The sequence below is a fragment of the bacterium genome (genome assembly GCA_028821235.1).
GTDB lineage: Bacteria > Actinomycetota > Acidimicrobiia > Spongiisociales > Spongiisociaceae > Spongiisocius.
The window spans coordinates 37,809-63,353 of record JAPPGV010000017.1; the positions used below are offsets into that span (position 1 = coordinate 37,809).

Below are 25,545 nucleotides of genomic sequence, written 5' to 3' on the forward strand. Positions count from 1 at the left end.
CACGCGCGTGGCGCGTGTAGGAGACCTCCACAGGGATCTATACCGTCCCCGAGTGATCGGAAACCGACCGGGGCAGCGGATGGACTATGAATGGGTTCGTCTTACGATGACTGACGTTTAGCACAATCGTGTATATATACATGCTGTAGTGTGTGAAGGAAAGAGGGACGCGAGTGAGATCAATCCTTATTGCGGGTTGCGGCGGTTGGTCCAGTAGCGCTTGCGGAGGTGGCGGATGACGTTTGCCGGGGTGTCGCGCCAGCACTGGAGGGGATCCCAGCCGTCGTGGGCCAGGCACATGTTGCACGACACGCACTCGACCCCGCCCGTACGCCCGGCCTCGAGCTTCCGCACCAGGTCGGGTTCGCGGATGAACGGGCGGGCCATGGCCACGAAGTCGGCGTCGCCGGAGGCCAGGACATCGGTCATCGTCCTGGTGGTCCGCACGCCGCCCACCAGGATCGTGGGTACGCCGGCAGCCCGGCGGACCTCCCGGGCGAAGGGCCGGTAATAGGCCTCAGGACCCTCGGGGGTCCAGCACCGCTGCGCCAGCAACTGCCTCCAGGCCTGACGACGGCCGACCGCCACGTACGGGCGGATGTTCTCGGCGTAGCTGCGCATCACGCCGAAGGTGGTCTCGAATCCGTCGATACCCCGCTCCGCCAGCAACCTGGCCCGCTGCAGTGACTCCTCCCGCTGCAGGCCGCCCGGAACCGAGTCCTCCACGCTGAGCCGCGCGGTTACCGGGAACCCTGCCCCGACGGCCGCGCGCACGGCCTCGTAGACCTCCATGAAAAACCGGCCGCGGCGCTCGGCGTCACCACCCCAGCCATCCTCTCTGGTGTTGGCATGGGGCGAGCAGAACTCCGAGATCAGGTAACCGTTGCCGCCGTGAATGTGGACACCGTCGAAACCCGCCTCTCTGGCTCGCCCGGCAGCCTCACCGAACGCCCGGACCAGCGCCTCGATCCCGGCCTCGGACAACTCCTCGGGCTGGTGGGCGTACATGGCGTTCGGCACCGGCGAGGGAGCCACAGGGGTGATGGACGACATCATGGTCTGGCTTCCGCAATGGCCGAGTTGGGCGAATACCGTCCCGCCGGCCTCGTGAACGGCGTGGGTGGCTCGCCGGAGGTACGGGATCACACCATCGCGGTGTATCCCGGTCTGGTGGCGGCTGGCCTGCCCGCGCGGATCGACGTACATGTGGCCGGTGAGGATCAGGCCCGCGCCTCCGGTGGCCAGGCGACGGTACAGGTCCACGTACGAGTCCAGTACCTCCCCACCGGGCGCGGCCATGGTCTCGGACGTGGCGGCGCGCACGATCCGGTTGGCGATGGTGACCGTCCCGATCCGCCCCGGCCGGAGGTAGAGAGGCAGGTTGCTCATCGCGATCTCCTGACGCGTTCGGCGGGGTCGGGTGCGCCATTCTGGCACGCGCCGTGAGGGGGGCGCATCCACCATGTCATCTAATCACAACACTGTGATTACGTGACATGGGGCCTGGTTAACATGACCGGGATGGTCCAGTTGATCGAAACCGATGCTGCTCCGAACGACCCATCGGACTCTCCGCTGTTCGCCGATCTCAACCCGACCCAGCGGGAGGCGGTGGCCGCCACCGAGGGTCCTGTGCTGGTGGTGGCCGGTGCCGGCTCGGGCAAGACCAGGGTGCTCACCTACCGGGTTGCCCACCTGATACGCGACCTCGGGGTGGCGCCGTGGGAGGTCCTGGCCATCACCTTCACCAACAAGGCGGCCGGCGAGATGAAGGAGCGGGTTAGGAGTCTGGTGGGTCCGAGGGCCAAGGGGATGTGGATATCCACCTTCCACTCCGCGTGCGTGAGGATCCTCCGTAGGGAGGCGCCCCGGCTGGGTTATTCGTCACGGTTCACGATCTACGACGCCCAGGACTCGCTCCGGGCCATCACCCGTGTGATCCGGGATCTGCGCCTGGACCCGAAGAGCTTCCAGCCCCGGGCGATGCGGGCCAAGATCTCCAACGCCAAGAACGAGTTGGTGGACTACGAGAGCTTTTCCGAGCAGGGCGGGAACTTCCGTCACGAGATCGAGGCCGACATCTACCGGCTCTATCAGGAGCAGCTGTTGAAGAACTCGGCTATAGACTTCGACGATCTCCTCATGGTCGCCACGGAGGTGTTCGACGCCTTCCCGGACGTGCTCGAGTCCTACCGCGAGCGGTTCCGGTACCTGCATGTCGACGAGTTCCAGGACACCAACCGCGCCCAGTACGTGCTGGTCCGTCAGCTGGCCGGGGAGAGGGCGAATGTCTGCGCGGTCGGCGACTCCGATCAGTCGATCTACGCGTTCCGTGGGGCCGATATCCGCAACATCCTCAATTTCGAGCGGGACTATCCCCAGGCTCGGGTGGTGGTGCTCGACCAGAACTATCGCTCCACCCAGACCATCCTGGAAGCCGCCAACGCGGTGATCTCCCACAACGGTCGCCGCCAGCCCAAGCGGCTGTGGAGCGACCTCGGCCAGGGTGCTCCAATCGCGCTCTACACCGCAGAGGACGAGGCCGACGAGGGTGGGTTCGTGGCCGAGGAGATCCGCAAGTTGTCGAGAGAGGGCTTCGACCTGTCGCGAATGGCGGTGTTCTACCGGGTCAACGCCCAGAGCCGGGCCGTGGAGGAGAGCTTTGCCCGCTTCGGTGTGTCCTACCGCGTGATCGGCACGGTGCGTTTCTACGAGCGGCGCGAGATCAAGGATGTGCTGGCCTATCTGCGGGTGCTGGTCAACCCGGCCGACGAAGTGTCGGTGCGCCGGATCATCAACCTGCCCCGGCGGGGCATCGGCGATGTGACGATCGGCTGGCTGGCCCGGTTCGCCGAGGCGGAGGAGACCACCTTCTTCGAGGCGGCCCGGCGCCACGCGGAGAACGACTCGCTGGCGAAGCGGGCCCACAGTGCCATCGACTCCTTTCTCTTCGATCTGGAAAAGGTCGCCGGCCATGCCGCGTCCGGTCCGGCGGCAGCCGTCAGGGCGGTGCTGGAGGAGGTCGGCTACCTCGAGGTGGTCGAGGCCGAGGGCACCGTCGAGGCTCAGGGGAGGGCCGAGAACCTGCGCGAGCTTCTCTCCGGCGCGGAGGAGTTCGAACTGGCCGCCCTGCCGGATGAGGGGGAAGAACCGGACGGGATGCGCCTGGTGGAGCAGTTCCTCGAGTCGGTCAGCCTGGTGAGCGATACCGACGAGTTGGATGACAAAGGCGGCGCGGTGACCCTCATGACCCTGCACAACGCCAAGGGCCTCGAGTTCCCGGTGGTGTTCATCGTGGGCATGGAGGACGGGATCTTCCCCTACGCCCGGGCCCTTACCGACCACGACGAGCTCGAGGAGGAGCGCCGGCTCTGCTACGTGGGTCTCACCCGGGCGCAGGAGCGCCTCTACCTGTCAGCCTCCCGGTCCCGCCTGCTGTACGGGATGTCCACCTACAACCCACCCTCCCGGTTCCTGCGAGAGATACCGGTCGGCCTGGTCAACAAGCTGGGCAGGCGCCTGAGGGACCACCGCCGGGAGTCGATCGGCGGGCGCCGCCGGGCGCGGCTCGGTACCGACCTGGCAGTGGACGATCGGGTGCGACATGACGTCTGGGGAATCGGCCGGGTGGTCAGCGTGGAGGGCACCGGTGGCGGCGCCCAGGTCGAGGTGGACTTCCCGACCAAGGGCACCAAGCGGCTCCTCGTTCACTGGGCCCCGCTGGAGAAGGTCTAGATCTGGTTGCTAGTTTATTGTTAGTAGTTGCTAGTTTGTATTGGAATGGACTGAGCACGGGCCACGGGCCTCTGACCACTGACCGCGGCGATCGTATTACCGTTGGGTGGGCATGGTGAGGGAGTCACCTGGGGGTGACCCACACGAGATCGGGGAGGCAGGACGTGTTCGGCGGGAATGACTCGAGGCTGGCAGCCCTCGGGGTGCTGGGGCAGTCGGTATGGCTCGACTCCATCTCCAGGGAGATGCTGCGGTCCGGCGAGTTGGAGCGGTACGTAGAAGCGGGGATCAGCGGGGTCACCTCCAACCCCACGATCTTTGCCAAGGCGATCCTGTCCGGCGACTCCTACGACGCCCAGATCGACGAGTTGGTTGCCCACGACGCCGATGTCGACGAGATCTATACGGCGGTCGTCACCCGCGACATCCGCCGGGCCTGCGACGTGATGGCGCCCACCCATCGCCGGTCCGGTGGTCTGGACGGGTTCGTGTCGGTCGAGGTGTCACCTGAGTTGGCTCACGAGGCGGAGGCCACGGTCGCGGAGGCTCGCGACTGGGTCAAGAGGGTCGACCGGCCCAACCTACTCATCAAGATTCCCGCGACCCGGGCAGGCCTTTCGGCCATCGAGGCGGCCATCGCGGAAGGCATATCGGTGAACGTCACCCTGATCTTCTCGCTGGAGCGTTACCTGGCCGTGATCGACGCCTACATGAGCGGCCTGGAGCGGTTCCGGGAGGCGGGAGGCAACCCGGCAGCCGTCAACTCGGTGGCCTCGTTCTTCGTCTCCCGCTTCGACACCGAGGTGGACAAGCGCCTCGGTGCTATCGGCACGCCGCGGGCGGGCGCGCTGGCCGGCCGGAGCGCGGTTGCCAACGCCCGTGTCGCCTACCTGGAGTTCCTGCGGGCATTCTCGTCCGACCGGTGGTTGCGGCTCCGCCGGCACGGGGCCAACGTGCAGAAGCCGCTCTGGGCGTCCACCTCCACCAAGAACCCGGCCTACTCCGACACCCTGTACATCGACACCCTGGTGGCGCCCGAGACGGTCAACACGCTGCCGGAAACGGCTATCGCCGCCTACCAGGACCATGGTCCGGACAGCCCGGAAGTGCTCGGCATCAACCAGATGGCGGACGGTGTGATGGTGCTGGAGGACCTCGAGACGGTGGGGGTCGATTACCACGACGTGGCGGCCAAGCTGGAGCGGGACGGCGTGAGCAGTTTCGCGGCTTCCTTCCGTGAGATGGTCGACGACATCGAGCGGAAACGAGCCCTGTCCGCCGCCTCCGGTAAGTGACGGGCGCCGAGTATCGCATGCCCCTACGCATCCTGGTTGCCAAGCCCGGCCTGGACGGCCATGACCGGGGCGCCAAGGTGGTGGCCAGGGCGCTTCGAGACGCGGGGAACGAGGTCATCTATTCGGGACTCCACCAGACCCCGGCCCAGATAGTGGAGGCCGCCATCCAGGAGGATGTGAACGCAATCGGCCTTTCCGCCCTCTCCGGCGCTCACATGACGCTCTTCCCGGCGGTCGTGGAGTTGCTCCGGGAGCGGGATGCGGGCGACATCGTGGTATTCGGCGGTGGAATAGTTCCCGAACGCGATGCCGAACTGCTCAAGGAACAGGGGATCGCGGCGATCTTCACACCAGGAACCCCGCTTGCCGATGTGACCGGATGGGTGGAGTCCAACGTCCGTTCCCGTTAGGACTGGAAGCCGGGACACGCATGAGAGAAGTTGCCTCCAGGGAGTTACGCAATCGCACTGGAGCGCTTTTGGAGAGCGTGGCCGAGGGCAAACGAATCACGGTCACCGTTCGGGGACGTCCGGTCGCCGAGTTGGTACCGGTTGCCAGTCGACCGGCATGGATGTCGCGTGATCGGTTCCTCCGCGAAGTCTTGCCTTACCAAGCCGATCCCTGCCTGGCTGAGGATATCCGGCTCCTGACGAGCGAGAAGCCACAGAGACCGGGAGCAGGTTGGGTAGGCGTGACGGCGACCGTCTCCACTGATGGAGGCCGTGTGGCACCAACCTAGAATCACGCTTCGTGGATCTCCTCGAGTACCAGGGAAAAGAATTCTTCGGTCGCTACGGGCTTCCGATATCGCCTGGTCTCGTAGCTCGACGAGCGCCTGAGGCGCGTGAGATCGTGGACCGGCTCGGATTTCCGGTCGTGGTGAAGGCCCAGGTACATATCGGAGGTCGGGGCAAGGCCGGCGGGATCAAGTTCGCCGGGGACGGGGAGGAAGTGGCCAGCGCCGCCGACTCCATCCTCGGCATGGACATCGGGGGCCATACGGTGGGCTGTGTGCTCGTCGAGGAGGCTGCCCGGATCGCCGCCGAGTACTACGCCAGCTTCACCCTGGACCGTTCCGCCCGCAGCTATCTGGGCATGCTGTCATCGCGGGGTGGCGTGGACATCGAGGCGGTGGCCGAATCGGATCCCGGCAGCATCGCCAGGATATGGGTGGATCCTCTCGATGGTCTCGGGGAAGCAGCCGCCCGGACGTGGGTCCGAGACGCCCGGCTTGACGAGTCCGCCGCCGACGAGCTGGTGGAGGTGCTGCTCAGGCTCTACGAGGCCTTCGTGGAGGGAGACGCCGACCTGGTCGAGATCAATCCCCTGATCCTGACGCCGGAGGGACACGTAAGGGTCCTTGATGCGAAGGTGACCCTGGACGACAACTCGGTGTTCCGTCATCCCGAGTACCGCGCTTACGACGCCACCCAACCCAGGGATGAGCGCGAGGCGGCTGCCCATGCCCGGGGTCTCCAATACGTGGGGCTCGACGGAACGGTGGGCGTGATCGCCAACGGCGCCGGGCTGGCGATGAGCACGGTGGACGTGGTGGCCCAGGCCGGCGGCGCGGCCGCCAACTTCCTCGACATAGGCGGCGGAGCCGATGTCGAGACCATGGCCGCCGCACTCCGGGTCATCAACAACGACCCGGCGGTCAAGGCGATATTCATCAACATCTTCGGCGGGATCGTGCAGGGAGAGGTGGTGGCCCAGGGCATCCTCGACGCGCTGGATCGGGTCGAGTTGCGAGCGCCCATTGTTCTGCGGCTGGACGGCACCAACGCCGACCAGGGCCGGGCGATGGTGGCTCCGCGCCTCTCGGAGATGCTGATGATGGCCGGATCGATGTCCGGCGGCGCCGCCCGGGCAGTGGAGATAGCGGGGAGCGCATGAGCATCTGGCTGAACGAGCGCAGCCGGGTGGTCTACCAGGGGCTGACCGGCCGGGCCGGCCGCTTCCATGCCCTCCGGAACCGCGCCTACGGCACCCGGGTGGTGGCCGGCACGAACCCGTCCAAGGCAGGGACTTCGGTGGAGGGCATCCCGGTGTTCGCCACGGTCGGCGCCGCCGTCGAGGCCACGGGCGCCGATGTTTCCTGCGTGTTCGTTCCCGCCCCGCATGTGAGGGGCGCCGTGGTGGAGGCAGCCGAGGGAGGGGTGACCCTCGTGGTGGTGATAACCGAGGGTGTGCCCGCCAAGGACGAGGCCTGGCTCTACGGCAAGCTCCGACGCGACCACCCCGAGGTCCGGATGATCGGTCCCAACTGCCCCGGTCTGATCAGCCCCGGCAAGGCCAACGTCGGAATCACCGCCGGCGACATCGCCCTGCCCGGCGGCCCGGTAGGGCTGGTCAGCCGCTCCGGCACCCTCACCTACCAGGCCCTCTACGAGCTGAAGCAGGCCGGGATCGGGGTTACCACCTGCGTGGGGATCGGCGGTGATCCGGTACCCGGAACCTCCTTCACCGACTGCCTGGCCGCCTTCGAGGACGATCCCGAGACTGGGGCGGTGATGATGATCGGGGAGATCGGCGGCTCGGCGGAGGAGGAGGCGGCCGCCTTCATCGCCGAGCACATGGCCAAGCCGGTGGTTGCCTACATCGCCGGGATCACTGCTCCTCCCGGCAAGAAGATGGGCCATGCCGGCGCCATCGTCTCGGGCGGGAAGGGGACCGCCGCCGCCAAGATCGAGACCCTGAGCGGAGCCGGTGTGCGGGTGGGGGAGAGCCCTTCGGAGGCCGGTCGCCTCATGGTGGAAGTGGTCGCCGGTCTCTGATGGTCCGGACGCCGGCTTGCTGAGGCCGATCTCCCGACCACCCTTCCGGCCCGGCGGGTGGCGAGCTTGAAACGCCGAGCGCTCCTGTCGGTGTTCGACAAGTCCGGCCTGGCCGAATTCGCTACCGGCCTGGTCGATGCGGGATGGGAGTTGCTGGCGAGCGGCGGCACCGCTGCTGTCCTGGCCGGGGAGGGTCTCGATGTCATCGACCTGGCCGACCACACCGGCTCGCCGGTCATGCTGGGCCACCGGGTGGTCACGCTCCACCCGAAGGTTCACGGAGGCATCCTGGCCGACCGATCGGACCCGGACCACAGGGCCGATATGGAACGGTACGGGATCGAGCCGATCGACCTGGTGGTGGTCAACCTCTACCCGTTCGAGGCCGAGCCGGGCGTGGAGAACATCGACATCGGCGGTCCGGCCCTGATCCGGGCGGCGGCCAAGAACCATCGCCATGTCGGGGTGGTGTGCGATCCGTCGGACTACCCGGCCGTTCTCGACGAGATCCGCTCCGGGGAGTGGCTGTCTGGACCGACGCGCGAGACGCTTGCCAGGAAGGCCTTCGCCCGCACCGCCGCCTATGACGGAACGATCGTGAGCTGGTTAGACGAACTCGACGACGAAGCTCTCCTCCCGCCGACGCTTCACCTCTCGTTGGAGCGGGCCGGGGTGCTCCGCTACGGAGAGAACCCCGATCAACCGGCCGCGAGCTACCGGCGCATCGGAAGACACGCCTCACCGGATGATGCCGAGGATTGGTGGAACGCCGTGGTCCAGCACGGTGGCGTGGCGCTGAGCTACCTCAACCTGCTGGATGCCGGAGCGGCCTGGGCCCTGGTCCACGACCTCGGCGATCGGCCGGCGGCCGCGGTCATCAAGCACGCCGGGCCGTGCGGCGCCGCCGTCGGGGAGGATCCGGCGGGCGCCTACCGGAGGGCGCTGGCATGCGATGAGCGGGCTGCTTTCGGCGGAGTGGTGGCTCTGAACCGGCCGGTGGATCTCGAGACGGCGGCGCTGATGGACGGGGCGCCGCAAGCGGATGTCATCATCGCCCCCGCTTACGCCGAGGGGGTGGTCGAGCGCATCCGGGCCCGGCGAGCCGGCACGCGGGTCCTCGCAGCTCCGACTCCGCGGCGTGCCGGCCGGACGCTGCGGCAGATCGAAGGGGGCTGGCTGGTGCAGGCTGCATCGCCCGATTCATCGGACAGGTCGGCATGGCGGGTGGTGAGCCGCCGCGATCCGGGCCATCTGGTGGAGGATGCCGCATTCGCGTGGCAGGTGGCCGCCCACGTCGCCTCCAACGCCGCCGTCCTGGCAAGCAACGGCACCGCCTGGGGGATCGGCGGAGGCCAGCAGGACCGGGTGGGAGCGGTCGAGATGGCAGTCGCCAGGGCGGGCGGACGCGCCGCGGGCGGAGTGTGCGCCTCGGACGGGTTCTTCCCGTTCCCCGACGGGATAGAGGCGGCCGCGGCCGGGGGCGTAGAGTTGGTCATCCAGCCCGGCGGCTCGGTCAACGACCGGGCGGTCGTGGAGGCGGCCGACCGCCTCGGGTTGTCGATGATCTTCACCGGCAAGCGACGATTCCGGCACTGATGAGGGGAACGAGATGAGCGCACAGATCCTCGATGGCAAAGCAGTGGCGCGAGCGGTGCTGGACGAGACCGCCGAACGGGTGGGCGCCCTGGGCAACGGGGGCAAGGAGACCACCCTGGCGACTGTCCTGGTGGGGGACGACCCGGCCTCTGCCGCCTACGTTCGTTCCAAGCGCAGGCGCGCAGCGGAGGTCGGCATCCGCTCCGTCCACCACGAGCTTTCCGATGATGTGTCCCAGGACCGGGTGGTCACCCTCCTCCGGGGCCTGAACGAGGACCCGTCCGTAGACGGCATCCTGCTCCAGCTCCCGCTCCCGGCGGGGTTGGACGACCAGAGCGCCACGATCGAGATCGATCCGGCCAAGGATGTGGACGGCCTCCATCCGACCAACCTGGGGATGATCGTTCTGGACCGTCCCGTGTTCGCCCCCTGCACGCCGAGCGGATGCCTTCGCATCCTCGAGCACTACGACATCCCGCTCCGGGGAGCGAACGTGGTGGTGGTGGGACGGTCCTTCCTGGTGGGCCGGCCCCTGGCCCTGCTCATGGCGGCGCGCGGCGCTGACGCCACGGTGACGATCGCCCACTCCCGCACGAAGGACCTGGCCGGTGTTACCCGCCGGGCCGACATCCTGGTGGTGGCGGTGGGCAGGCCGGAGATGGTTACCGGCGCCCACGTGCGCGAGGGAGCCGTGGTCATCGACGTCGGCATCAACCGCACCGAGTCGGGCACTCTGGTGGGTGACGTCAAGTTCGACGAGGTGGCGGAGGTGGCGGCTGCCATCACCCCGGTACCGGGCGGGGTCGGTCCCATGACCGTGGCCATGCTGATGCATAACACCGCCGTAGCCTCCGGGATGCGCGCGCGTAGTTAGAGGGCGAAGTCGGCCGTTCGGCTGACACAAGCGGACACCGGCGCCTCGCCGGTACGCACCTCCAGGCCAGGTTCGTCGAGCGGGAACAGGAGCCCATTCACGACCCCCCATTCGTGAGGGGACGGGTCCGCTGCGAGCAGCCATAGCGGGGGGACCATGTCGGTGTAGGAGACCGAAGGACGGGAGGCCAGGGCCAGGGCGTGGGCCCGTCCCACCGAGGTCTCCACCAGGCCACCGATCTTGACGCCCACACCGGCCGAGGAGAGCACCTCGATGGCCCTCAGCGTGGGTACCGGGCCCAGGATGCCCGGCTTGAGGCTCACCAGGTCGGCCGCGTCGTGCCCGATGATCCGCTCCACGGCCTCCGCGGTCGTGGCCGGCTCGTCCAGGCAGATCGGCGTCCCCATGCGCCGGCGCAACCCGGCATGGCCGTCCAGGTCGCACGCCGGCAGCGGTTGCTCCAGGTAGGCCAGTCCCAGATCGTCGAGCTCTGCCAGTGACGGGTCGTTCGGCCGGTAACTGCCGTTGGCGTCCGCGGCGACCGTCAAGCCGGAGAACCGTTCGCGAACCGCCCGCAGGTGATCTACATCCCTCCCGGGCTCGATCTTGATCTTCACCTGCCTCGCGCCTGCTTCGACCATCCTTTCGACCCGGGCCACCAGCAGGTGGGGTGACTCCTGGACACCGATCGCTGCGCAAGCCATCGAGGGCCGGCCCGACCCACCGAGATAGGACCACAGCGGGATACCATCCCGCCGGGCGGCCAGGTCTGTCCGAGCCTGCCCGAGAGCGGCGGAGGCGGTAGCGGGGATCTCGGTGCGGTCACCGTCGAACACGCCTCCGCCCGTGGCGGTCAGCGCTTCCCAGACATCCTCTACGGTCTCGGGCGTGTAGCCGGGATAAGGCGCCGCCTCCCCCCAGCCGGTGATCCCGTCCTCTGTGATCCCCACCAGGACGACCCGGCGTTCCGAGATGGCCGCCTGGGAGTTGGAGAACCGGTGGTGGAGGGGGATGCCCAACTCGACCAGATGCAGTAGGCGGGACATGCGGGCAGGATACCGGCGACCTTCCCTCCCGAGTCACTAGGCTCGCGGCGGTTGGGAATAGGGGACTGAGCACAGACAGGAGTTGCCATGCCGGACCGCATCACTATGGGAGAAGCGGGGCTGGAGGTTCCAGATGAGCCGATCGTTCCCTTCATCGAGGGCGACGGGATCGGACCGGACATCTGGCGAGCCGCCAGGCAGGTGTTCGATGCCGCGGTCGAGCATGTCTACGGTGGAGGCCGCCGGATAGCCTGGCACGAGGTCTACGCCGGAGAGACATCTTTCAAGAGGAGCGGCGAGTGGCTCCCGGACGAGACGATCGAGACCTTCCAGGAATACCTCGTGGGTATCAAGGGCCCCCTCACCACCCCGGTCGGAGGCGGTATCCGGTCCTTGAACGTCACGATCCGCCAGACCCTCGACCTGTATGCCTGCCTCCGACCGGTTCGCTGGTACCGGGGTATTCCCTCTCCGATCCGTACCCCGCACCTCGTGGACATGGTCATCTTCCGCGAGAACACGGAGGACGTGTACGCCGGTATGGAGGTGGAGGAGGCCAGCGCCGAGGCCGGAAGGCTGATCGGGTTCCTGGCCGATGAGTTCGGCTGGAAGATCAAGCCCGATTCCGGCGTTGGCATCAAGCCCATCTCGGACGGTGGCTCGAAACGCCTGGTGCGCGCCGCGATCCAGTACGCCGTGACGTTCGGGCGGCGGTCCGTCACCCTCGTCCACAAGGGCAACATCATGAAGTTCACCGAGGGCGCCTTCCGTAACTGGGGATACGAGGTGGCCAGGGAGGAGTTCCCCGCGGAGACCATCACCTGGGACGAGTGCGGGGGAGAGCCGGGTGACAAGATCCTGGTCCAGGACGTGATCGCCGACGCCATGCTGCAGCAGGTGCTGACCCGTCCCGCCAACTACGACGTCATCGCCACCACCAACCTGAACGGCGACTACCTGTCGGACGCGCTGGCCGCCCAGGTGGGGGGCATCGGCCTGGCGCCGGGCGGGAACATCAACTACGCCACCGGCCATGCCGTGTTCGAGGCCACCCACGGCACCGCCCCCAAGTACGCCGGTCTGGACAAGGTCAATCCGGGCTCGGTGATCCTGTCAGGCGCCAACATGCTCCGCTACATGGGGTGGAGGGGTGCAGCCGATCTGATCGAGGCCAGCCTGGAGGCGGTGATAGGGGATCGGGTCGTCACCTACGACCTGGCCCGGCTGATGAAGTACTCCACCGAGGTGCGGACCTCCGAGTTCGCTGCCGCCCTGGTGGAGCGGATGCCGATCATCGAACGCTACGCCGCCATGAGCGGTACCCGCCGGGCGCCCAGCCATATCCGGGCCTACATGTAGGATCCGATGAGGGAGAACCGGACGTGACCCGATCGAAGAAGATCACAGTCGTAGGCGCTGGGAAGTACGGCTCCACCACTGCGCAACGGCTGGCGGCCATGGACATCGCCCACGAGGTGGTGATGACCGACATCGTCGAGGGGCTGCCCCAGGGTCTGGCGCTGGACATGAACCAGTCGCGTCCGGTCGAGGGGTACCGCACCCGGGTGATCGGCTCCAACGGATACGAAGAGACGGCGGGGAGCGATGTCGGGATCATCACGGCCGGGCTGGCTCGCAAGCCGGGAATGTCCCGCATGGACCTGCTGGCGGTCAACGCCAAGATCGTCCGGCAGGTCACCAGGGAGCTGGTCGATCGGTCCCCGGATGTGACCATCATCGTGGTGACCAACCCGCTGGATCAGATGACCGTCCTGGCCGCCGACGTGAGCGGCCTCCCTCGCCACCGGGTGATGGGACAGGCCGGCGTGCTGGACTCGTCCCGCTTCGCCCATTTCATCGCCGAGCGCCTCGAGGTGGACATCCTCTCGGTCGAGGCCCTGACCCTCGGTAGCCACGGCGCCACCATGGTCCCCGTGCCGTCCCGGTGCTTCGTGGACGGCCAGCCCCTCCCGGAGATACTTGCCCAGGAGGAGATCGATGCACTGGTGGAGCGAACCCGGGGTGGCGGCGCGGAGATCGTCGGCTACCTGAAGACCGGAAGCGCGTTCTATGCCCCTTCGTCTGCGGCGGCGCTCATGGCCCGGGCGATCCTCAACGACGAGGGCAGGGTGACGCCGGTGTGTGCCTGGCTCACGGGGGAATACGGGCTGTCGGACATCTACCTGGGCGTACCGGCCCGTCTGGGCGCCGCGGGTGTGGAAGAAGTGGTCGAACTCAACCTGACCGCTACCGAACGAGCCGGTCTCCACGCCGCAGCTGAGGCGGTGCGCGACAAGATCGAGGAGATGGAAGCGATCCTGGGCGCCTGAGGGTGCGACGGAACTCCCGGATCGAGCCGTGGCCGCCCATGCCGACTCCGTCCTCAGCATCCTCCTATAGTCACGGTCGGCCTTGGTGTCCGACCCGTACTGTCCGGCGATGAGGGAAGCAAGATGAACAAACGCGATCTGGCAGATGTGGTTGCCTACGAGACCGGAACGTCCCGGAGCCGGGCTATGGCGAGCGTCAACGTGGTGTTCGAGACGATCGCCGGGGCGCTCCGGGAGGGAGCGGACGTCCGGATCACGGGGTTCGGCACCTTCGCGGTGCGGCAGCGCAAGGCTCGGACCGGTCGCAATCCTCGGACCGGTGAGGCAGTCGAGATCCCAGCCACCAGATCCCCCGCCTTCAAGCCTTCGAAAGCCCTCAAGGACCGTATCAATAACTAGTTATAGTTGGTAGTCCCTAGTTACTAGTGGGTACGAACTGGAAACTAATACTCCACTTCGAGTCCGGAGACGGCATCCGCGAGATGATCCAGCGCTCGCTGGTTCAGTAGCAGCTTGGCCACGTTGCCCGAGATGGCCAGCTTCCCGCTGAAGAAGGCGCTCTGGATCTTCAGCGTACCTTGGGATATGGCAGCAGCCGTGGCGTAGTCCGTCCTAACGGTGAGATCCGCCTGCCCCAGGGTTCCGATCGCCAGGGAGGCGTCATCGTCGGCCACGTCGAGGTAGTAACGGCCGGCAGCCCCATCGGGGACCTGGTCGATCTCGAACTGGACCGAGAACTCGATGTCCTCAACGGCGCCACCGAAGCCGGGATGGCCGCGCACGGCCTCCGTCACTTGCTCGGCCCACTCGGCGCTCAGGAACCTAACTGCCACGGGGGCTACCTCCGGGATTCGCCATCACCGCTGCCCTCCCAGCTTTCGGTTGCGTATCTTGGACAGCAGGTAGTCACGGTTCATCAGGGCGATGTTATCCAGCGAGATCCCCTTGGGACAGGCAGGCTCGCATTCGCCGTGGTTGGAACAGGAGCCGAAGTACTCCTCCATGGTCTCCACCATACGCTCGACTCGCATCCAGCGCTCCGGTTGGCCCTGCGGCAGCAGGTTGAGGTGGGCGACCTTGGCGGCGGTGAAAAGTTGGCCCGCTCCGTTGGGGCAGGCCGCCACGCAGGCCCCGCATCCGATACATGCCGCCGCGTCCATGGCGGCGTCGGATGTCTCCTTCGGCACCGGCGTCAGGTTCGCCTCGGGCGCTGATCCGGTCGGGGCGCCGATATAGCCGCCGGCCTCGATGATCCGGTCGAATGCCCCCCGGTCCACCACCAGGTCGCGGACGATAGGGAAGGAGGTGGCCCGCCAGGGCTCGATGACGATGGTGTCACCATCCGAGAACTCCCGCATGTGGAGCTGGCAGGTGGCGGTGCTCCCCTGCGGTCCGTGCGCCCGGCCGTCGATCATCAGACCGCACGATCCGCAGATGCCCTCCCGGCAGTCGTGGTCGAAGGCGATCGGTTCATGACCTGCGGTTACCAGCCGCTCGTTGACAAGGTCGAGCATCTCCAGGAACGACATGTCCTGGTGGATGCCGGCGGCCTCGTACGTCTCGAACCGGCCCTCTACTCCCGGACCGTCCTGCCGCCATACCCGCAACGTCAGATGCATCCGGTCCCTCCTACCTGTAGCTGCGCTGGGCCGGCTTGACGTGGTCGAAGGTCAGGGGCTCCCGGTGCAGGATGGGTTCGTGGCCGTTGGCCCAGCCCCACGCCGCCACGTAGGAGAAGTTGGCATCGTCGCGCCTCGCCTCCCCGTCATCTGTCTGATGCTCTACCCGGAAATGGCCGCCGCAGGACTCCTCGCGGTGCAGGGCGTCCACGCACATCAGGCGAGCCAGCTGCAGGAAATCGTCCACCCGCCCTGCCTTCTCGAGGGACTGGTTGAGGGTGCTGCTCGTGCCCAGAACCCGCAGGTCCCGGTCGAAGTCCTCCTTGAGGGAGTCGATGTCGGAGATAGCCCGGCGCAGCCCGTCCCCGGTCCGCTCCATGCCGCAGTACTCCCACAGCACCTTCCCCAGTTCCCGGTGGAACCAGTCAACCGACCGTGATCCCCCGATGGACAGGTAGCGCTCGGTCCGGGTGGCCACCTGCCTCTCCGTCTCGACGAACGACGCATCGTTGCTCGGGACCAGGCCTTCTCCCAGCTGCGGCGCCAGGTAGTCGCCAACCGTGTAAGGGACGACGAAGTAGCCGTCCGCCAAGCCCTGCATCAGCGCGGACGCGCCCAGACGGTTGGCGCCGTGGTCGGAGAAGTTGGCCTCTCCGAGCGCGTACAGCCCCGGGATGGTCGTCATGAGGTTGTAGTCCACCCAGAGCCCGCCCATCGTGTAGTGCATGGCGGGATAGATGCGCATGGGCGTCTCGTAGGGGCTCTCGCCGGTGATGCGGTGGTACATGTCGAAGAGGTTGCCGTACCGTTCCCGCACGGTGTCCTGTCCCAGCCGCCCCAGGGCTTCCTCGAAGTCCAGGTATACCCCGTTGGCGAGAGGCCCGACCCCCTTCCCCCGGTCCACCTCGACCTTGGCGGCCCGGGAGGCCACATCGCGGGGTACCAGGTTGCCGAAGGCCGGGTAGCGCCGCTCGAGGTAATAGTCCCGGTCCGACTCCCCGATGTCACCGGGCGGCCGGGTGTCGCCCGCCCGGCCCGGAACCCAGATCCGTCCGTCGTTCCGCAACGACTCGGACATCAGGGTGAGTTTGGACTGGAACTCGTCCGAGGCGGGGATACACGTGGGATGGATCTGCGTGTAGCAGGGGTTGGCGAACAGGGCGCCCTGGCGATGGGCGCGCCACACCGCGGTCACGTTGGACTTCATCGCGTTGGTGGAGAGGTAGAAGACGTTGCTGTAGCCGCCCGTGGCCAGGAGCACGGCATGCCCCGGATGGGAAGCGATCTCCCCGCTGACCAGGTCGCGGGTGACGATGCCAACGGCTCGGCCGTCCTTCACCACCACGTCCAGCATCTCGGTCTGGGTGTGCAGCTCCACCGTGCCGCGGTCGACCTGGCGCATCATCGCCTGGTACGCCCCCAGCAGGAGTTGCTGGCCGGTCTGGCCGCGGGCGTAGAAGGTGCGTGAGACCTGAGCCCCGCCGAAGGAACGGTTAGCCAGGAGTCCGCCGTACTCCCTGGCGAATGGAACGCCCTGTGCGGTGCATTGGTCGATGATCTCCACCGAGAGCTGGGCGAGGCGGTAGACGTTCGACTCGCGCGACCGGTAGTCGCCGCCCTTCACGGTGTCATAGAACAGGCGGTGGATGGAATCGCCGTCGTTGGGGTAGTTCTTGGCGGCGTTGATGCCTCCCTGGGCGGCGATGGAATGCGCCCGGCGGGCCGAGTCGTGGAAGGTATACGCCTTGACCCGGTAGCCGAGTTCGCCCAGCGTGGCGGCCGCTGAGGCTCCTGCCAGCCCGGTGCCGACCACGATGATGGTAAAGCGCCGCTTGTTGGCCGGGCTGACCAGGCTTATCGAGTGCCGGTGGTTGTCCCAGTGCTCGTTGATCGCCCCCGACGGGATCCTGGCATCCAGCATGCGGTAGCTCTCCGACCGTCCTACGAGACGATGTCCAGGGCGACGCCGACCGGCACGGCCAGGAAACCGGCCACCACCACCGTGGCGAAGGCGTGGGCGAAGGTCCGGCGGAAACGGTTGAATCGGGGATTGCTGATGCCCAGGCTCTGGAACAGGCTCCACGCCCCGTGCCAGACGTGGAAGGCCAGAGCCACCTGAGCCGCCACGTACAGGATCCACACCGGCCAGCGGCTCAGGCTCGCGACCAGGTTGTGGTAGACGGACCCGCGGACGAACTCCGGGTTGACAGCTTCGACCCCCAGGGTCAGGTCCGCCAGATGCCACGCCAGGAAGAGGAGCACGATTACTCCACTCCAGCGCATCGTCCGGCTGGCGTAGCGGGCGGCCAGGTAGTCCCGCGGTGACTGGTACTTGGTCTCCCTGGCGTCCCGGTTGCTACGGGTCAGCGCCAAGGCGGCGTGGATGTGGATCAGGAAGGCGGCTGCCAGGGGGATCCGCAGGAACGCCCACAGCACCATGGTGCGGGGGAAGAGGGGTTCGCCCAGATCGCGCAGGCCCTCGCCGTACTCATCGATGCGGAAGGTGCCTCCATGAGCGCCCTCGAAGACGTGGAGGTTGCCGATCATGTGGCCCAGCACGAACAACAGGAGGACCACGCCGCTGATCGCCATGGCGTACTTCTTGCCGGTGTCGGTGCGGTAGATGGACACGATCCAGGGTGCCCGCCGGGCCCGCTCGCGTCCGGCTCGCCTCAGGTTGAGCATGGCGCTACCTTACCGGCTCCCCGCCTCCTCCAATGTGCGCTCGGCGTGCCGTCGCGAGCTTCGTGAGCCGCGGCCGGGCTTGACGTCCGGCGCGGGCACCGGTTATATTACAATGTCGTAATTGCGCGTGTGTAAGTCGAGGTAGAGGTTGCGGCGCGAACTCATTGACGCTCTGGCCGTCGAGCAGGTTGGATGGAAGGAATACGCCAACTGTCTCGGGGCTCATCACGACCTCTTCTTCCCGGACCGCGGCGCGTCCACTCGGGCTGCCAAGCAGATCTGTGCCGAATGCCAGGTCCGGGTCGACTGCCTCGAGTATGCCGTGACCAGGGGGGAGAAGTTCGGCATCTGGGGTGGTCTGTCAGAGCGGGAGCGGAGGAAGATCCGCAAGCAGCGAGCAGCCGAGGCACTGCAGCGCGCCGTTTCGTGAATATTTCCCAATTCCTCGGGCTCGCAGTTACAGTATGAGGATGACACCTTCCCCGATTGCCTCCCTTGCCCGCAACCGCGCGCTCTGGCTCCTCTGTGCCTTCGCGCTCGCCCTGGCCGCCTGTTCCGACGATCCCGAGGAAGTCGCTCCCGACACCACGGCGCCGGATACGACGACTGCGGTAATCCTGGATACGACCACGACCGCCGCGGCACCGCAGGTGGATACCACCGCGCCGACCACGACCACCACGGTCCCCGACGAGGAGTTTCCTGGGCCGACCGTTCTCGCCTATCTCGAAGAGATCCGGAACATCGCCGTGGCCACCGGCCAGGTGGCGCTCGACATGCGAGCGGCCAACAACGACTGGGACAATCGATCGGTAACGGGCGTCACGTATCCCGAGACGGAGGCGGCCCTCGTGGCCGTCAGGGACCGGACCCGCCAGTTGCGGGACGCTATCGGGTTGGTGGAGCCGCCCACCGAGTTCGGCCTTCCCGTGGAGCATCAGACGGCTTGGGAGGCCTCCGGCGAGATGGCTGATGCTGCGGTGGAAGCGCTGGCCGGGCTGAGGTCGCCCGATACCGGGGAGCGGCGCCGGGCCGCGCTCTCCGACTTCATCGTCGCGTTCGAGCGCTTCAACGGAGCAGTGAGCCGCATTGTCGACATCATCGACGTGGGTGGCCCCATCGATCTTCCGACCATCACGGTGGCGACCACGGTGGCTACCACCACGACCACTACGACCGCGGCCGCCGCGACGACTGGCACTACTTCCGCAGCTCCCACTACCACCGACGCCACGACGACCACCACCACGACCACCTTGCCGGCGGCTGTCGAACACTCAATCGTGGACATCGGAGGAGAAGATACCGACCCGGTCCAACTCTGGCTGACCGTCTCCGTAGAGACCGGAACGACCAAGGATCAGTTGGCGCAGTTGGGTATACGGCTGGCCACCGAGTACCGGCTCTCACGCGAGTACCAAGCCCTGGTGATCGACTTCGTTCGCTTCCCTGAGGGCCATGGCCAGAGCGTCCCCCCGCTCGGCAGATGGACCGACGCGCCCTATGGCGACTGGAACCGGGCCGGCGAGGTGACCAGGGGCAATTACGATAACCACGAGGTGGTTGACAGGACCATCGAGAAGGACTGGTCGCTGCTGCCCACGGACGAGCAGATGGAAGTCTTCCGTAGGTACCAAGACTACCGGCTCGCGTACCAGGTCGAGAACGAAGTGTCACCACCCAACTCGGAGTTGATCCCGCTGGCCGCTGCTGCGCTCGGTCTCGAAGAGACGGCCATTGAGGAGGCGATCGACGCGTGGAGGGCATGGGTCGGGAATTAGCCACCACGTTGGTGTGCCGTCCGGAGTGCCCAAGGTGTTGATCGGGCTTCGCTGTTATCATGCGGTCCAAGGGAAGGGAGACTACGGATGATTCCCAAGATCCAAGGTGGCGAGATCATCGTTATTCTCGTGGTAATCCTGCTCCTGTTCGGCGCCAGGAAGCTTCCGGAACTGGCGCGTTCGCTCGGCAGCTCGGCTCGAGAGTTCCGTAAGGGAATCGAAGAGGGCCGCACCGAGGAGCAGGACGAGGCAGCACCCACCACGACGATCTCCGACTCCAGCACCACCACTTCCGGCACCGAGACTTAGTTGTTAGTTGCTAGTTGCTGTTGGATTCCACTGACTAGCAGCTGCTGACGCCCGCAGAAGGGGCCGCTGGCCGCTTTCCAGTGGCCAGACGGTCACCGGGGCCAATCAGATTTACTGCAGCCGTTGAGCCTGGTGGGTTTCCCGGGTCATTCCTGAGTTACGACATCCACTGACCGCTGACCACCGGATCAGTTCGAAAGGGCGGTCAGGTAGTCCTCGAATTGGCGGGCGACCAGGATCTCCTCCGATCGGATCACGTCGGTCACGGTCCCGTGAGCGTTCAGCACGAAGGTGGAGCGCATGGCAGCGCCCAAGGAGTCGCTGAAGACACCGTAGGCCTTGGAAGTCTCCCCGTGTGGCCAGTAGTCGCTCAGCACCGGGTACTCGATCCCTTCCTGCTTGGCCCACGCGTCGTTGGCGAACCGGGTGTCGCAGGTGATGGCTACCACATTGGATCCGAGTTCCTCCAGCTGTCCGAGGCTCTCCTGCAGCTCGCAGAGCTCACCCGTGCACACCGAGGTGAACGGGAACGGGATGAACACCAGCAGGGTCTTGTTGCCGCGCAGGGACTCCAGGGTGATCTGCTCGTTGTTGGTGTCCGGCAGTGAGAAAGCCGGTGCGGGCTGTCCTATCTCGATGGTCATGTCACTCCTCGTTGGGTTGGAATCCGGGCAATACTATCGGCGGCGCACGAGCCCTCAGCCGGTGAAGGGGTCGTCCAGCAGGACCCTTGCGGCCCATCCGGTCACGTCATCGAGTTCCTGCGGAGAGGGCAGGTTGTCAACGCCTTGCCAGATCCTCCGCACTGCTGCCGGGCCCCAGCGCGTAGCCACCTCGGCACAGAACTCGGCGCCCCTGCCGTGGACCCCTGCTGACGGGGAGGTCCGGAGGGTTCCGGCGAACTCGGAGCGATCTCCCCGGGTCGCCAGATGTTCTGCCATGGCGGATCGGATGTTCGTGAGGTCCGGGAGCAACCCGGCCGAGGCTTGTTCGACCAGGTAGGCGCCGTACCCCTCTACCATCGTCATGGCGGTATGAGCCTCCTCCAGCAGCGTCTCGTTCATCCCCCCTCCGAACAGGGCGCTCATCCCGCCCGGTTGGCCGAAGGCCTCCTCCAGACGGGCCGGGTCGGTGAGGGCCTCCTGCCAGATGCCGAGCGCGCCGGCGTCGAGCTCCATCGAACTCACCACCGATCCGAACAGATCGATCAGATGAGGCCGCACCCACGGTTGGCCGAGTAGGGCCTCGTGGACCGACTCGTGGAATGCCACCCACAACCTGACCTGGCGGGGATCGAGTCCGTGCTCCGAGGCGAAGCTTTCGGTGTTCGGGATATGGAAGGTGATACCGACCGGCTCGGCTGCCGGCAGCCCGGTATCGAACGATCCGAGCGCCTGCGTGCTGAGCATTCCTGCCAGGGCACCCGCGTTCATGCCCAGTAGCGCCGGGCCGAGGGGTTTCATCAGCCCGCCGAGCGGGCCGGATCCCATCCCGTCCAGGCGGTCCGCCATAGGATCGACCAGGTAGCGGAAGGAGCGGAGGTGAAGGCGGGCCCACTCCTTCCGACCGACCAGGACGGGCTCGAGGGTCGGATCGGTGGCCAGGCCGGTGGATGCGGGGACCTTCAACTGGACCAGGCGGGCCAGCTCCAGGTATTCGTCTGCAATCCAGGGATCGATGGGCTCGGGGTCGCCCGAGACATGGCAGGCGAGTTGCTCTGCCAGCGCCCAGTTGACGGGGCCCGGCCGGCTGAGCAGCTTCATGAGCTCGTCGAGGAGGTTGCGATCCGTCATTGCCGCCCTCCTATACGATGGCTCCGCCGCTCTCTCCGAGGCTAGCGGTGTCCCTGCATAATGGCCTGTCCGCTGTCAAAGCACGGTCGCCCGCCGTTCCCATAGAATCCATCCCATGGAATCTATGCATCCGCGGGAGCGGGTTCGGTGCCGCGTGAGGGTCTCCGCCCGACCTATCGATCCGCGTGCCCTGGTCGGCGAGGTGAGCGGCCCGCAGAGCGGGGCCATCGCCCTCTTCCTGGGCACCGTGCGGGATCATTCCCCAGGCAGGCAGGGGATCACCCACCTGGAATACGAGGCCTACGAGGCCCATGTCGTCGGCCGGATCGAGGAGATCGTGGAAGAGGCCACGGCTCGCTGGCCCATCAACGGGGTGGTGGTCGAGCACCGGGTCGGTCGAGTGGAGTTGGCCGAGGCATCGGTGGCCGTCGCCGTCGCCTGTGCGCACCGCGCCGAGGCGTTCGAAGCCGCCCGCTACCTGATCGACGAGCTCAAGTCCCGCGCCCCCATCTGGAAGAAGGAGGTCTGGCCAGGGGGAGAGGCCTGGTCCCCGGGCTCGTAGTCTAGTTTCTAGAGACGTCCCACCAGTTTCCAGGCGATGGGCGTGGCACCGGCGGCTAGCAGGATCTTGATGGTGTCGCCGATGAGGAACGGGGCCATCCCCTTCTCGACTCCCTCCACGAGGCCCCACGAGAACGTGTACATGAGCCAGGCTATGCCCAGGGCGTAGATGATGAGGTTGCCGGTCAGGAAGGTGCCGACCGAGGTGGCCAGGCGGCGATCGTGGTGTTGTTCGGCGAGGTAACCCGTCACGTAGGCCGCCAGAATGAACCCCACCAGGTACCCGCCGGTAGCTCCGGTGGCCACTTCCCAGCCGCCTGCCCCGCCGGCGTAGAAGGGAAGCCCGATCGCCCCGAGAGCTACGTATAGCAACTGGCTGGCGGCCCCCTCGCGAGCTCCGAGAACCGCACCGGTCAGGAGCACCGCGAATGTCTGGCCCGTGATCGGAACGGGTGTGAAGCCCAGTTGGATCCGGATCTGGGCACAGGCCGCGGTCAGCAGGGCGAAGGCCACGACCCGGACGGCGGTGGCGACGCGTGCGTCCATGTTCCCGAGCGGGATGATCCGGGCGGAAAGCACCTCGGGCTGGTAGCTCATTGATGGGCTCCTTGGTGTTGACTGGGCTTTGGACTCGGTCGGGCCGGGCCGGGTTTCATGACCATCGGAACACGACAGTTGGGTAACCGGTGTGGACCGGGGCGCGGTGACAGGCTACCGGGTGTGGATGATCCGGTATGCAAGGCCGGTGGGTAATCTCGATCAGGTCCTATGCAAGACCCTCCCGAGACTTCCCCGAGTCGTGTGGCTCCTGCCGGCCGCGAGGGCTCCCCGCAGCCCCCGGACCGCTTCTGGCCGTTGGCCGCAGCGGTCGGGCTGGTCTGTACGGCCGTGGCAGCCGGACTCCTGTGGTTCGTCACGGTGCCCTACTACGCGATGTGGCCCGGGCCGATCGGAGAGGTCGTCGACTACGTGACCGTCGAGGACGGTCACGCAGTCCATCCGTTGAACGGGGATCTCTACCTGTTGACGGTGAGCCTCCAGGAGGTGAACGCGTATGCCCTGATGGAGGGCTGGCTCGATCCCGGTATTGACGTGGTACCGCGAGCTCTGATCCGCCCGGAGGGTGTCACGCCCGAGGAGCATCGGGAGCGGAACCTTCAGATGATGGACGACTCCGTGGACAGCGCCATCCTGGCCGCGCTCGACTACCTGGGGGTTCCGGTGGAGCGCGCCGAGGACGGGGTCCTGGTCGTCTCGGTGTTGGAGAGCGGGCCGGCGGTCGGGATCCTCGAGGCCGGTGATGTGGTCGTGGGGGTGGAGCACGCGCCGGTGGATACCATCCAGGAGGCCACGGACGCGATCGGCTCCCGGAAGATCGGCGATGCCGTGGTGCTGAGCATCCTGAGGCAGGGTGAGCGTTACGACCTCGAGGTCACCCTGGGCGAACATCCGGATGAGCCCGGTCGGCCCATGGTGGGGATCGGACTGGGCGACTACACACCTCGCGCGGAGTTACCCTTCGAGATCGACATCGACCGGGCTACCTCCGGGGGTGGTCCGTCGGCGGGCATGATGTATGCCCTGGGCTTGATCGACCTGCTCACGGAAGAGGATCTCGTCCGGGGGAACATCATCGCCGGTACCGGCACCATCTCGTCCGACGGGCATGTGGGGCCGGTAGGAGGCGTCCGCCAGAAGGTCATCGCCGCCCAGAACGCCGGGGCCCGTTACATCCTGGTGCCGCAGCAGAACTACCCGGATGCGGTGGCGGCCGGGTGGGATGGTGTCGAGATTCTGGCTGTCTCCTCGATCGAGGAGGCGGTGGAGGCGGTGAGGGCGCTGCCGGTCTGATTTCACCCCCGCCACGCGGAACTTATCCCCAAGATGCGGATCGCGGGGTAGAGTTATCCACATATGAACAGAGAGTTGACAGGCGCGGACACCGAGCAGCTGACCTTCAGCCGCACGTTCCTCGGCTATGACCCACTCGAGGTGCGGGCATTCGTCCGGGAGGCGAACCAGCGTATTGCCCGGCTCTCCTCCCCTGGCGCTCGGAGCCCGGACGAGAGTGGGGCCGGGACCGAGCCGGAGTTGGGTGGCGCCATCGCCTCGGCAGTGCGGGAGATAGACGAGGTACTGGAATCGGCCCGTTTGGCAGCCCAGCGCATCCGTAGCACTGCCGAGATCGATGTCTCGGACAGCGTGGAATCGGCTCAGGAGCAGGCCCGGCAGATCGTGGCCGAGGCGGAGGACGAAGCCTTCACCCTGCGCCAGGTTGCGTGGGAGGCGGCCACGGAGATGCTGGAGACAGCTAGTTCGGAGGTGGCCGAACTGCGGGCCGATGCTGAGGGTGATGCCCTCCGCATCATCGATGACGCGGAGCGCCGGGCGATACGGAATCTGGCCGCAGCCCGCCGGGACTCCGAGAACGTCCTGCAGACGGCGAGAGTCGAGTACGACCGGCTGGTCGAATTGGCGAGCGCGGCGAGCCCGGAGGCAGGCGCCGATGGGGGAGTGGACGGGCAGGTGCCGGATGGCGAGGACTCCGAGCCGGCTACCTCGCCGACCAAGCGCCTCGTGGTCGAGGTCCCGGCGGAGGACGAACATGTCGAGGAGTCGGAATCGCCGGCTCCATCCGAGGTCTATGGCACCATCCGGGTGATCCCGGCCACCTCCACTCCGGCCGAGGCGCCGACGAAGGGTAAGCCGGCGAAGACCCCCGGCAGCGACCATGACGAGGGAGCGGAGCTCGGCGAGTCCGCCATCCGCCTCGGCTGGGCCGACGGGACGCGGAGCGTCCGGTTGGTCGGTACCCCCGCAACGCGAGCCCGGGTCGAGGTGGATGCCGTTGAGGTGGCCCGAGAGGTGGCTCGTCTCCGCGCGGGGCCAGATACCGGTATCGAGGCGGAGAACGGACGACCCGCGGCCGGGGAACTACCCGACCGCCCTGCTGGGCCTTCGGTCCCGGCCGGGGCCGGATCCCGTCCGGGTCGTGGCAGGGCGCCCGTCACCGCCCGTGGCAACGGCGCCGATCCTGGCGTCACGGCGCCGCCTGATGACGAACTGTCGGTGCTCTTCTCTCGCCTACGGAACCGGGTTGGCCGCTCCAACGCCCCTGTGTGAGGTAGTCCGCTACCCTGATTT

The 25,545-nt window shown here is 66.9% G+C and carries 26 protein-coding genes; 17 read left to right on the top strand and 9 right to left on the bottom strand.

Annotated features, from left to right (window positions below; translation table 11 throughout):
- Nucleotides 1–186 precede the first annotated feature (186 nt).
- The gene (locus tag OXK16_01735; GenBank protein ID MDE0374667.1) at nt 187–1,389 is read right to left on the bottom strand and encodes an NADH:flavin oxidoreductase; all 1,203 of its coding nucleotides are present in this window, start codon (nt 1,387–1,389) and stop codon (nt 187–189) included.
- A 123-nt stretch (nt 1,390–1,512) separates the two neighbouring features.
- On the opposite strand from OXK16_01735, the gene pcrA reads away from it, so the two are divergent.
- The 8 genes from pcrA (at nt 1,513) to folD (ending at nt 10,277) form a co-directional block, all read left to right on the top strand.
- Nucleotides 1,513–3,735, top strand: a complete 2,223-nt coding sequence (gene pcrA / locus OXK16_01740; GenBank protein MDE0374668.1) for a DNA helicase PcrA — start codon at nt 1,513–1,515, stop codon at nt 3,733–3,735.
- A gap of 134 nt (nt 3,736–3,869) precedes the next feature.
- Nucleotides 3,870–5,030, top strand: coding sequence for a transaldolase (gene tal, locus OXK16_01745; GenBank protein MDE0374669.1), 1,161 nt, complete (start codon nt 3,870–3,872; stop codon nt 5,028–5,030).
- Between the two features lie 17 nt (nt 5,031–5,047).
- On the top strand, nt 5,048–5,440 hold the full coding sequence (locus OXK16_01750; GenBank protein ID MDE0374670.1) for a cobalamin B12-binding domain-containing protein: 393 nt from the start codon (nt 5,048–5,050) through the stop codon (nt 5,438–5,440).
- A 20-nt stretch (nt 5,441–5,460) separates the two neighbouring features.
- Nucleotides 5,461–5,769: a type II toxin-antitoxin system prevent-host-death family antitoxin gene (locus tag OXK16_01755; GenBank protein ID MDE0374671.1), complete on the top strand. Its 309-nt coding sequence runs from the start codon at nt 5,461–5,463 to the stop codon at nt 5,767–5,769.
- Between the two features lie 11 nt (nt 5,770–5,780).
- Nucleotides 5,781–6,926 (top strand): ADP-forming succinate--CoA ligase subunit beta, encoded by a 1,146-nt coding sequence (sucC, locus tag OXK16_01760; protein ID MDE0374672.1) that lies wholly within the window; start codon nt 5,781–5,783, stop codon nt 6,924–6,926.
- Nucleotides 6,923–7,807, top strand: coding sequence for a succinate--CoA ligase subunit alpha (sucD, locus tag OXK16_01765; protein ID MDE0374673.1), 885 nt, complete (start codon nt 6,923–6,925; stop codon nt 7,805–7,807). The genes sucC and sucD overlap by 4 nt, the downstream gene beginning before the upstream one ends.
- Nucleotides 7,808–7,873: 66 nt before the next feature.
- A complete protein-coding gene (gene purH, locus OXK16_01770) occupies nt 7,874–9,403 on the top strand; it encodes a bifunctional phosphoribosylaminoimidazolecarboxamide formyltransferase/IMP cyclohydrolase (GenBank protein MDE0374674.1) in 1,530 nt (509 codons plus the stop codon).
- Between the two features lie 13 nt (nt 9,404–9,416).
- Nucleotides 9,417–10,277, top strand: coding sequence for a bifunctional methylenetetrahydrofolate dehydrogenase/methenyltetrahydrofolate cyclohydrolase FolD (folD, locus tag OXK16_01775; GenBank protein MDE0374675.1), 861 nt, complete (start codon nt 9,417–9,419; stop codon nt 10,275–10,277).
- Here folD and OXK16_01780 read toward each other — a convergent pair.
- Nucleotides 10,274–11,323, bottom strand: coding sequence for a hypothetical protein (locus OXK16_01780; GenBank protein ID MDE0374676.1), 1,050 nt, complete (start codon nt 11,321–11,323; stop codon nt 10,274–10,276). The genes folD and OXK16_01780 overlap by 4 nt on opposite strands.
- 87 nt (nt 11,324–11,410) lie before the next feature.
- Between OXK16_01780 and icd the strand changes: the two genes are divergently transcribed.
- From icd to OXK16_01795, 3 genes are all read left to right on the top strand, one after another.
- Nucleotides 11,411–12,682, top strand: a complete 1,272-nt coding sequence (icd, locus tag OXK16_01785) for an NADP-dependent isocitrate dehydrogenase (protein ID MDE0374677.1) — start codon at nt 11,411–11,413, stop codon at nt 12,680–12,682.
- A gap of 23 nt (nt 12,683–12,705) precedes the next feature.
- Nucleotides 12,706–13,653 (top strand): malate dehydrogenase, encoded by a 948-nt coding sequence (gene mdh / locus OXK16_01790; GenBank protein MDE0374678.1) that lies wholly within the window; start codon nt 12,706–12,708, stop codon nt 13,651–13,653.
- Between the two features lie 123 nt (nt 13,654–13,776).
- Nucleotides 13,777–14,052 carry an HU family DNA-binding protein gene (locus OXK16_01795; GenBank protein ID MDE0374679.1) on the top strand — a complete coding sequence of 92 codons (276 nt, stop codon included), beginning with the start codon at nt 13,777–13,779 and terminating at the stop codon, nt 14,050–14,052.
- A gap of 44 nt (nt 14,053–14,096) precedes the next feature.
- On the opposite strand, the gene OXK16_01800 is transcribed toward OXK16_01795, so the two are convergent.
- The 4 genes from OXK16_01800 to OXK16_01815 are packed head-to-tail and all read right to left on the bottom strand — an operon-like array spanning nt 14,097 to nt 17,957.
- The gene (locus OXK16_01800) at nt 14,097–14,486 is read right to left on the bottom strand and encodes an SCP2 sterol-binding domain-containing protein (protein MDE0374680.1); all 390 of its coding nucleotides are present in this window, start codon (nt 14,484–14,486) and stop codon (nt 14,097–14,099) included.
- A gap of 24 nt (nt 14,487–14,510) precedes the next feature.
- A complete protein-coding gene (locus tag OXK16_01805; GenBank protein MDE0374681.1) occupies nt 14,511–15,272 on the bottom strand; it encodes a succinate dehydrogenase/fumarate reductase iron-sulfur subunit in 762 nt (253 codons plus the stop codon).
- Between the two features lie 10 nt (nt 15,273–15,282).
- Complete coding sequence (locus OXK16_01810) at nt 15,283–17,193, bottom strand: fumarate reductase/succinate dehydrogenase flavoprotein subunit (GenBank protein MDE0374682.1); 1,911 nt, start codon at nt 17,191–17,193, stop codon at nt 15,283–15,285.
- A 20-nt stretch (nt 17,194–17,213) separates the two neighbouring features.
- The gene (locus OXK16_01815; GenBank protein ID MDE0374683.1) at nt 17,214–17,957 is read right to left on the bottom strand and encodes a succinate dehydrogenase cytochrome b subunit; all 744 of its coding nucleotides are present in this window, start codon (nt 17,955–17,957) and stop codon (nt 17,214–17,216) included.
- A gap of 172 nt (nt 17,958–18,129) precedes the next feature.
- Here OXK16_01815 and OXK16_01820 point away from each other — a divergent pair, with 172 nt between their 5' ends.
- The 3 genes from OXK16_01820 (at nt 18,130) to tatA (ending at nt 20,047) form a co-directional block, all read left to right on the top strand.
- On the top strand, nt 18,130–18,387 hold the full coding sequence (locus OXK16_01820) for a WhiB family transcriptional regulator (GenBank protein MDE0374684.1): 258 nt from the start codon (nt 18,130–18,132) through the stop codon (nt 18,385–18,387).
- Between the two features lie 34 nt (nt 18,388–18,421).
- Entirely contained in the window at nt 18,422–19,738 is a 1,317-nt protein-coding gene (locus OXK16_01825) for a hypothetical protein (protein MDE0374685.1), read from the top strand.
- Nucleotides 19,739–19,825: 87 nt separating this feature from the next.
- On the top strand, nt 19,826–20,047 hold the full coding sequence (gene tatA / locus OXK16_01830; GenBank protein ID MDE0374686.1) for a twin-arginine translocase TatA/TatE family subunit: 222 nt from the start codon (nt 19,826–19,828) through the stop codon (nt 20,045–20,047).
- Nucleotides 20,048–20,235: 188 nt separating this feature from the next.
- On the opposite strand, the gene OXK16_01835 is transcribed toward tatA, so the two are convergent.
- Both OXK16_01835 and OXK16_01840 read right to left on the bottom strand, forming a co-directional pair.
- Nucleotides 20,236–20,691, bottom strand: coding sequence for a redoxin domain-containing protein (locus OXK16_01835; protein MDE0374687.1), 456 nt, complete (start codon nt 20,689–20,691; stop codon nt 20,236–20,238).
- A 54-nt stretch (nt 20,692–20,745) separates the two neighbouring features.
- Nucleotides 20,746–21,840 (bottom strand): zinc-dependent metalloprotease, encoded by a 1,095-nt coding sequence (locus tag OXK16_01840; protein ID MDE0374688.1) that lies wholly within the window; start codon nt 21,838–21,840, stop codon nt 20,746–20,748.
- A gap of 115 nt (nt 21,841–21,955) precedes the next feature.
- Here OXK16_01840 and OXK16_01845 point away from each other — a divergent pair, with 115 nt between their 5' ends.
- Nucleotides 21,956–22,402 (top strand): molybdenum cofactor biosynthesis protein MoaE, encoded by a 447-nt coding sequence (locus tag OXK16_01845; protein MDE0374689.1) that lies wholly within the window; start codon nt 21,956–21,958, stop codon nt 22,400–22,402.
- 8 nt (nt 22,403–22,410) lie between these two features.
- Here the strand turns inward: OXK16_01845 and OXK16_01850 are convergent, their stop codons facing one another.
- Nucleotides 22,411–22,998, bottom strand: a complete 588-nt coding sequence (locus OXK16_01850; protein ID MDE0374690.1) for a biotin transporter BioY — start codon at nt 22,996–22,998, stop codon at nt 22,411–22,413.
- A 204-nt stretch (nt 22,999–23,202) separates the two neighbouring features.
- Here OXK16_01850 and OXK16_01855 point away from each other — a divergent pair, with 204 nt between their 5' ends.
- Both OXK16_01855 and OXK16_01860 read left to right on the top strand, forming a co-directional pair.
- A complete protein-coding gene (locus OXK16_01855) occupies nt 23,203–24,252 on the top strand; it encodes a PDZ domain-containing protein (GenBank protein ID MDE0374691.1) in 1,050 nt (349 codons plus the stop codon).
- A gap of 75 nt (nt 24,253–24,327) precedes the next feature.
- Nucleotides 24,328–25,524, top strand: a complete 1,197-nt coding sequence (locus tag OXK16_01860; protein ID MDE0374692.1) for a hypothetical protein — start codon at nt 24,328–24,330, stop codon at nt 25,522–25,524.
- Nucleotides 25,525–25,545: the final 21 nt, after the last annotated feature.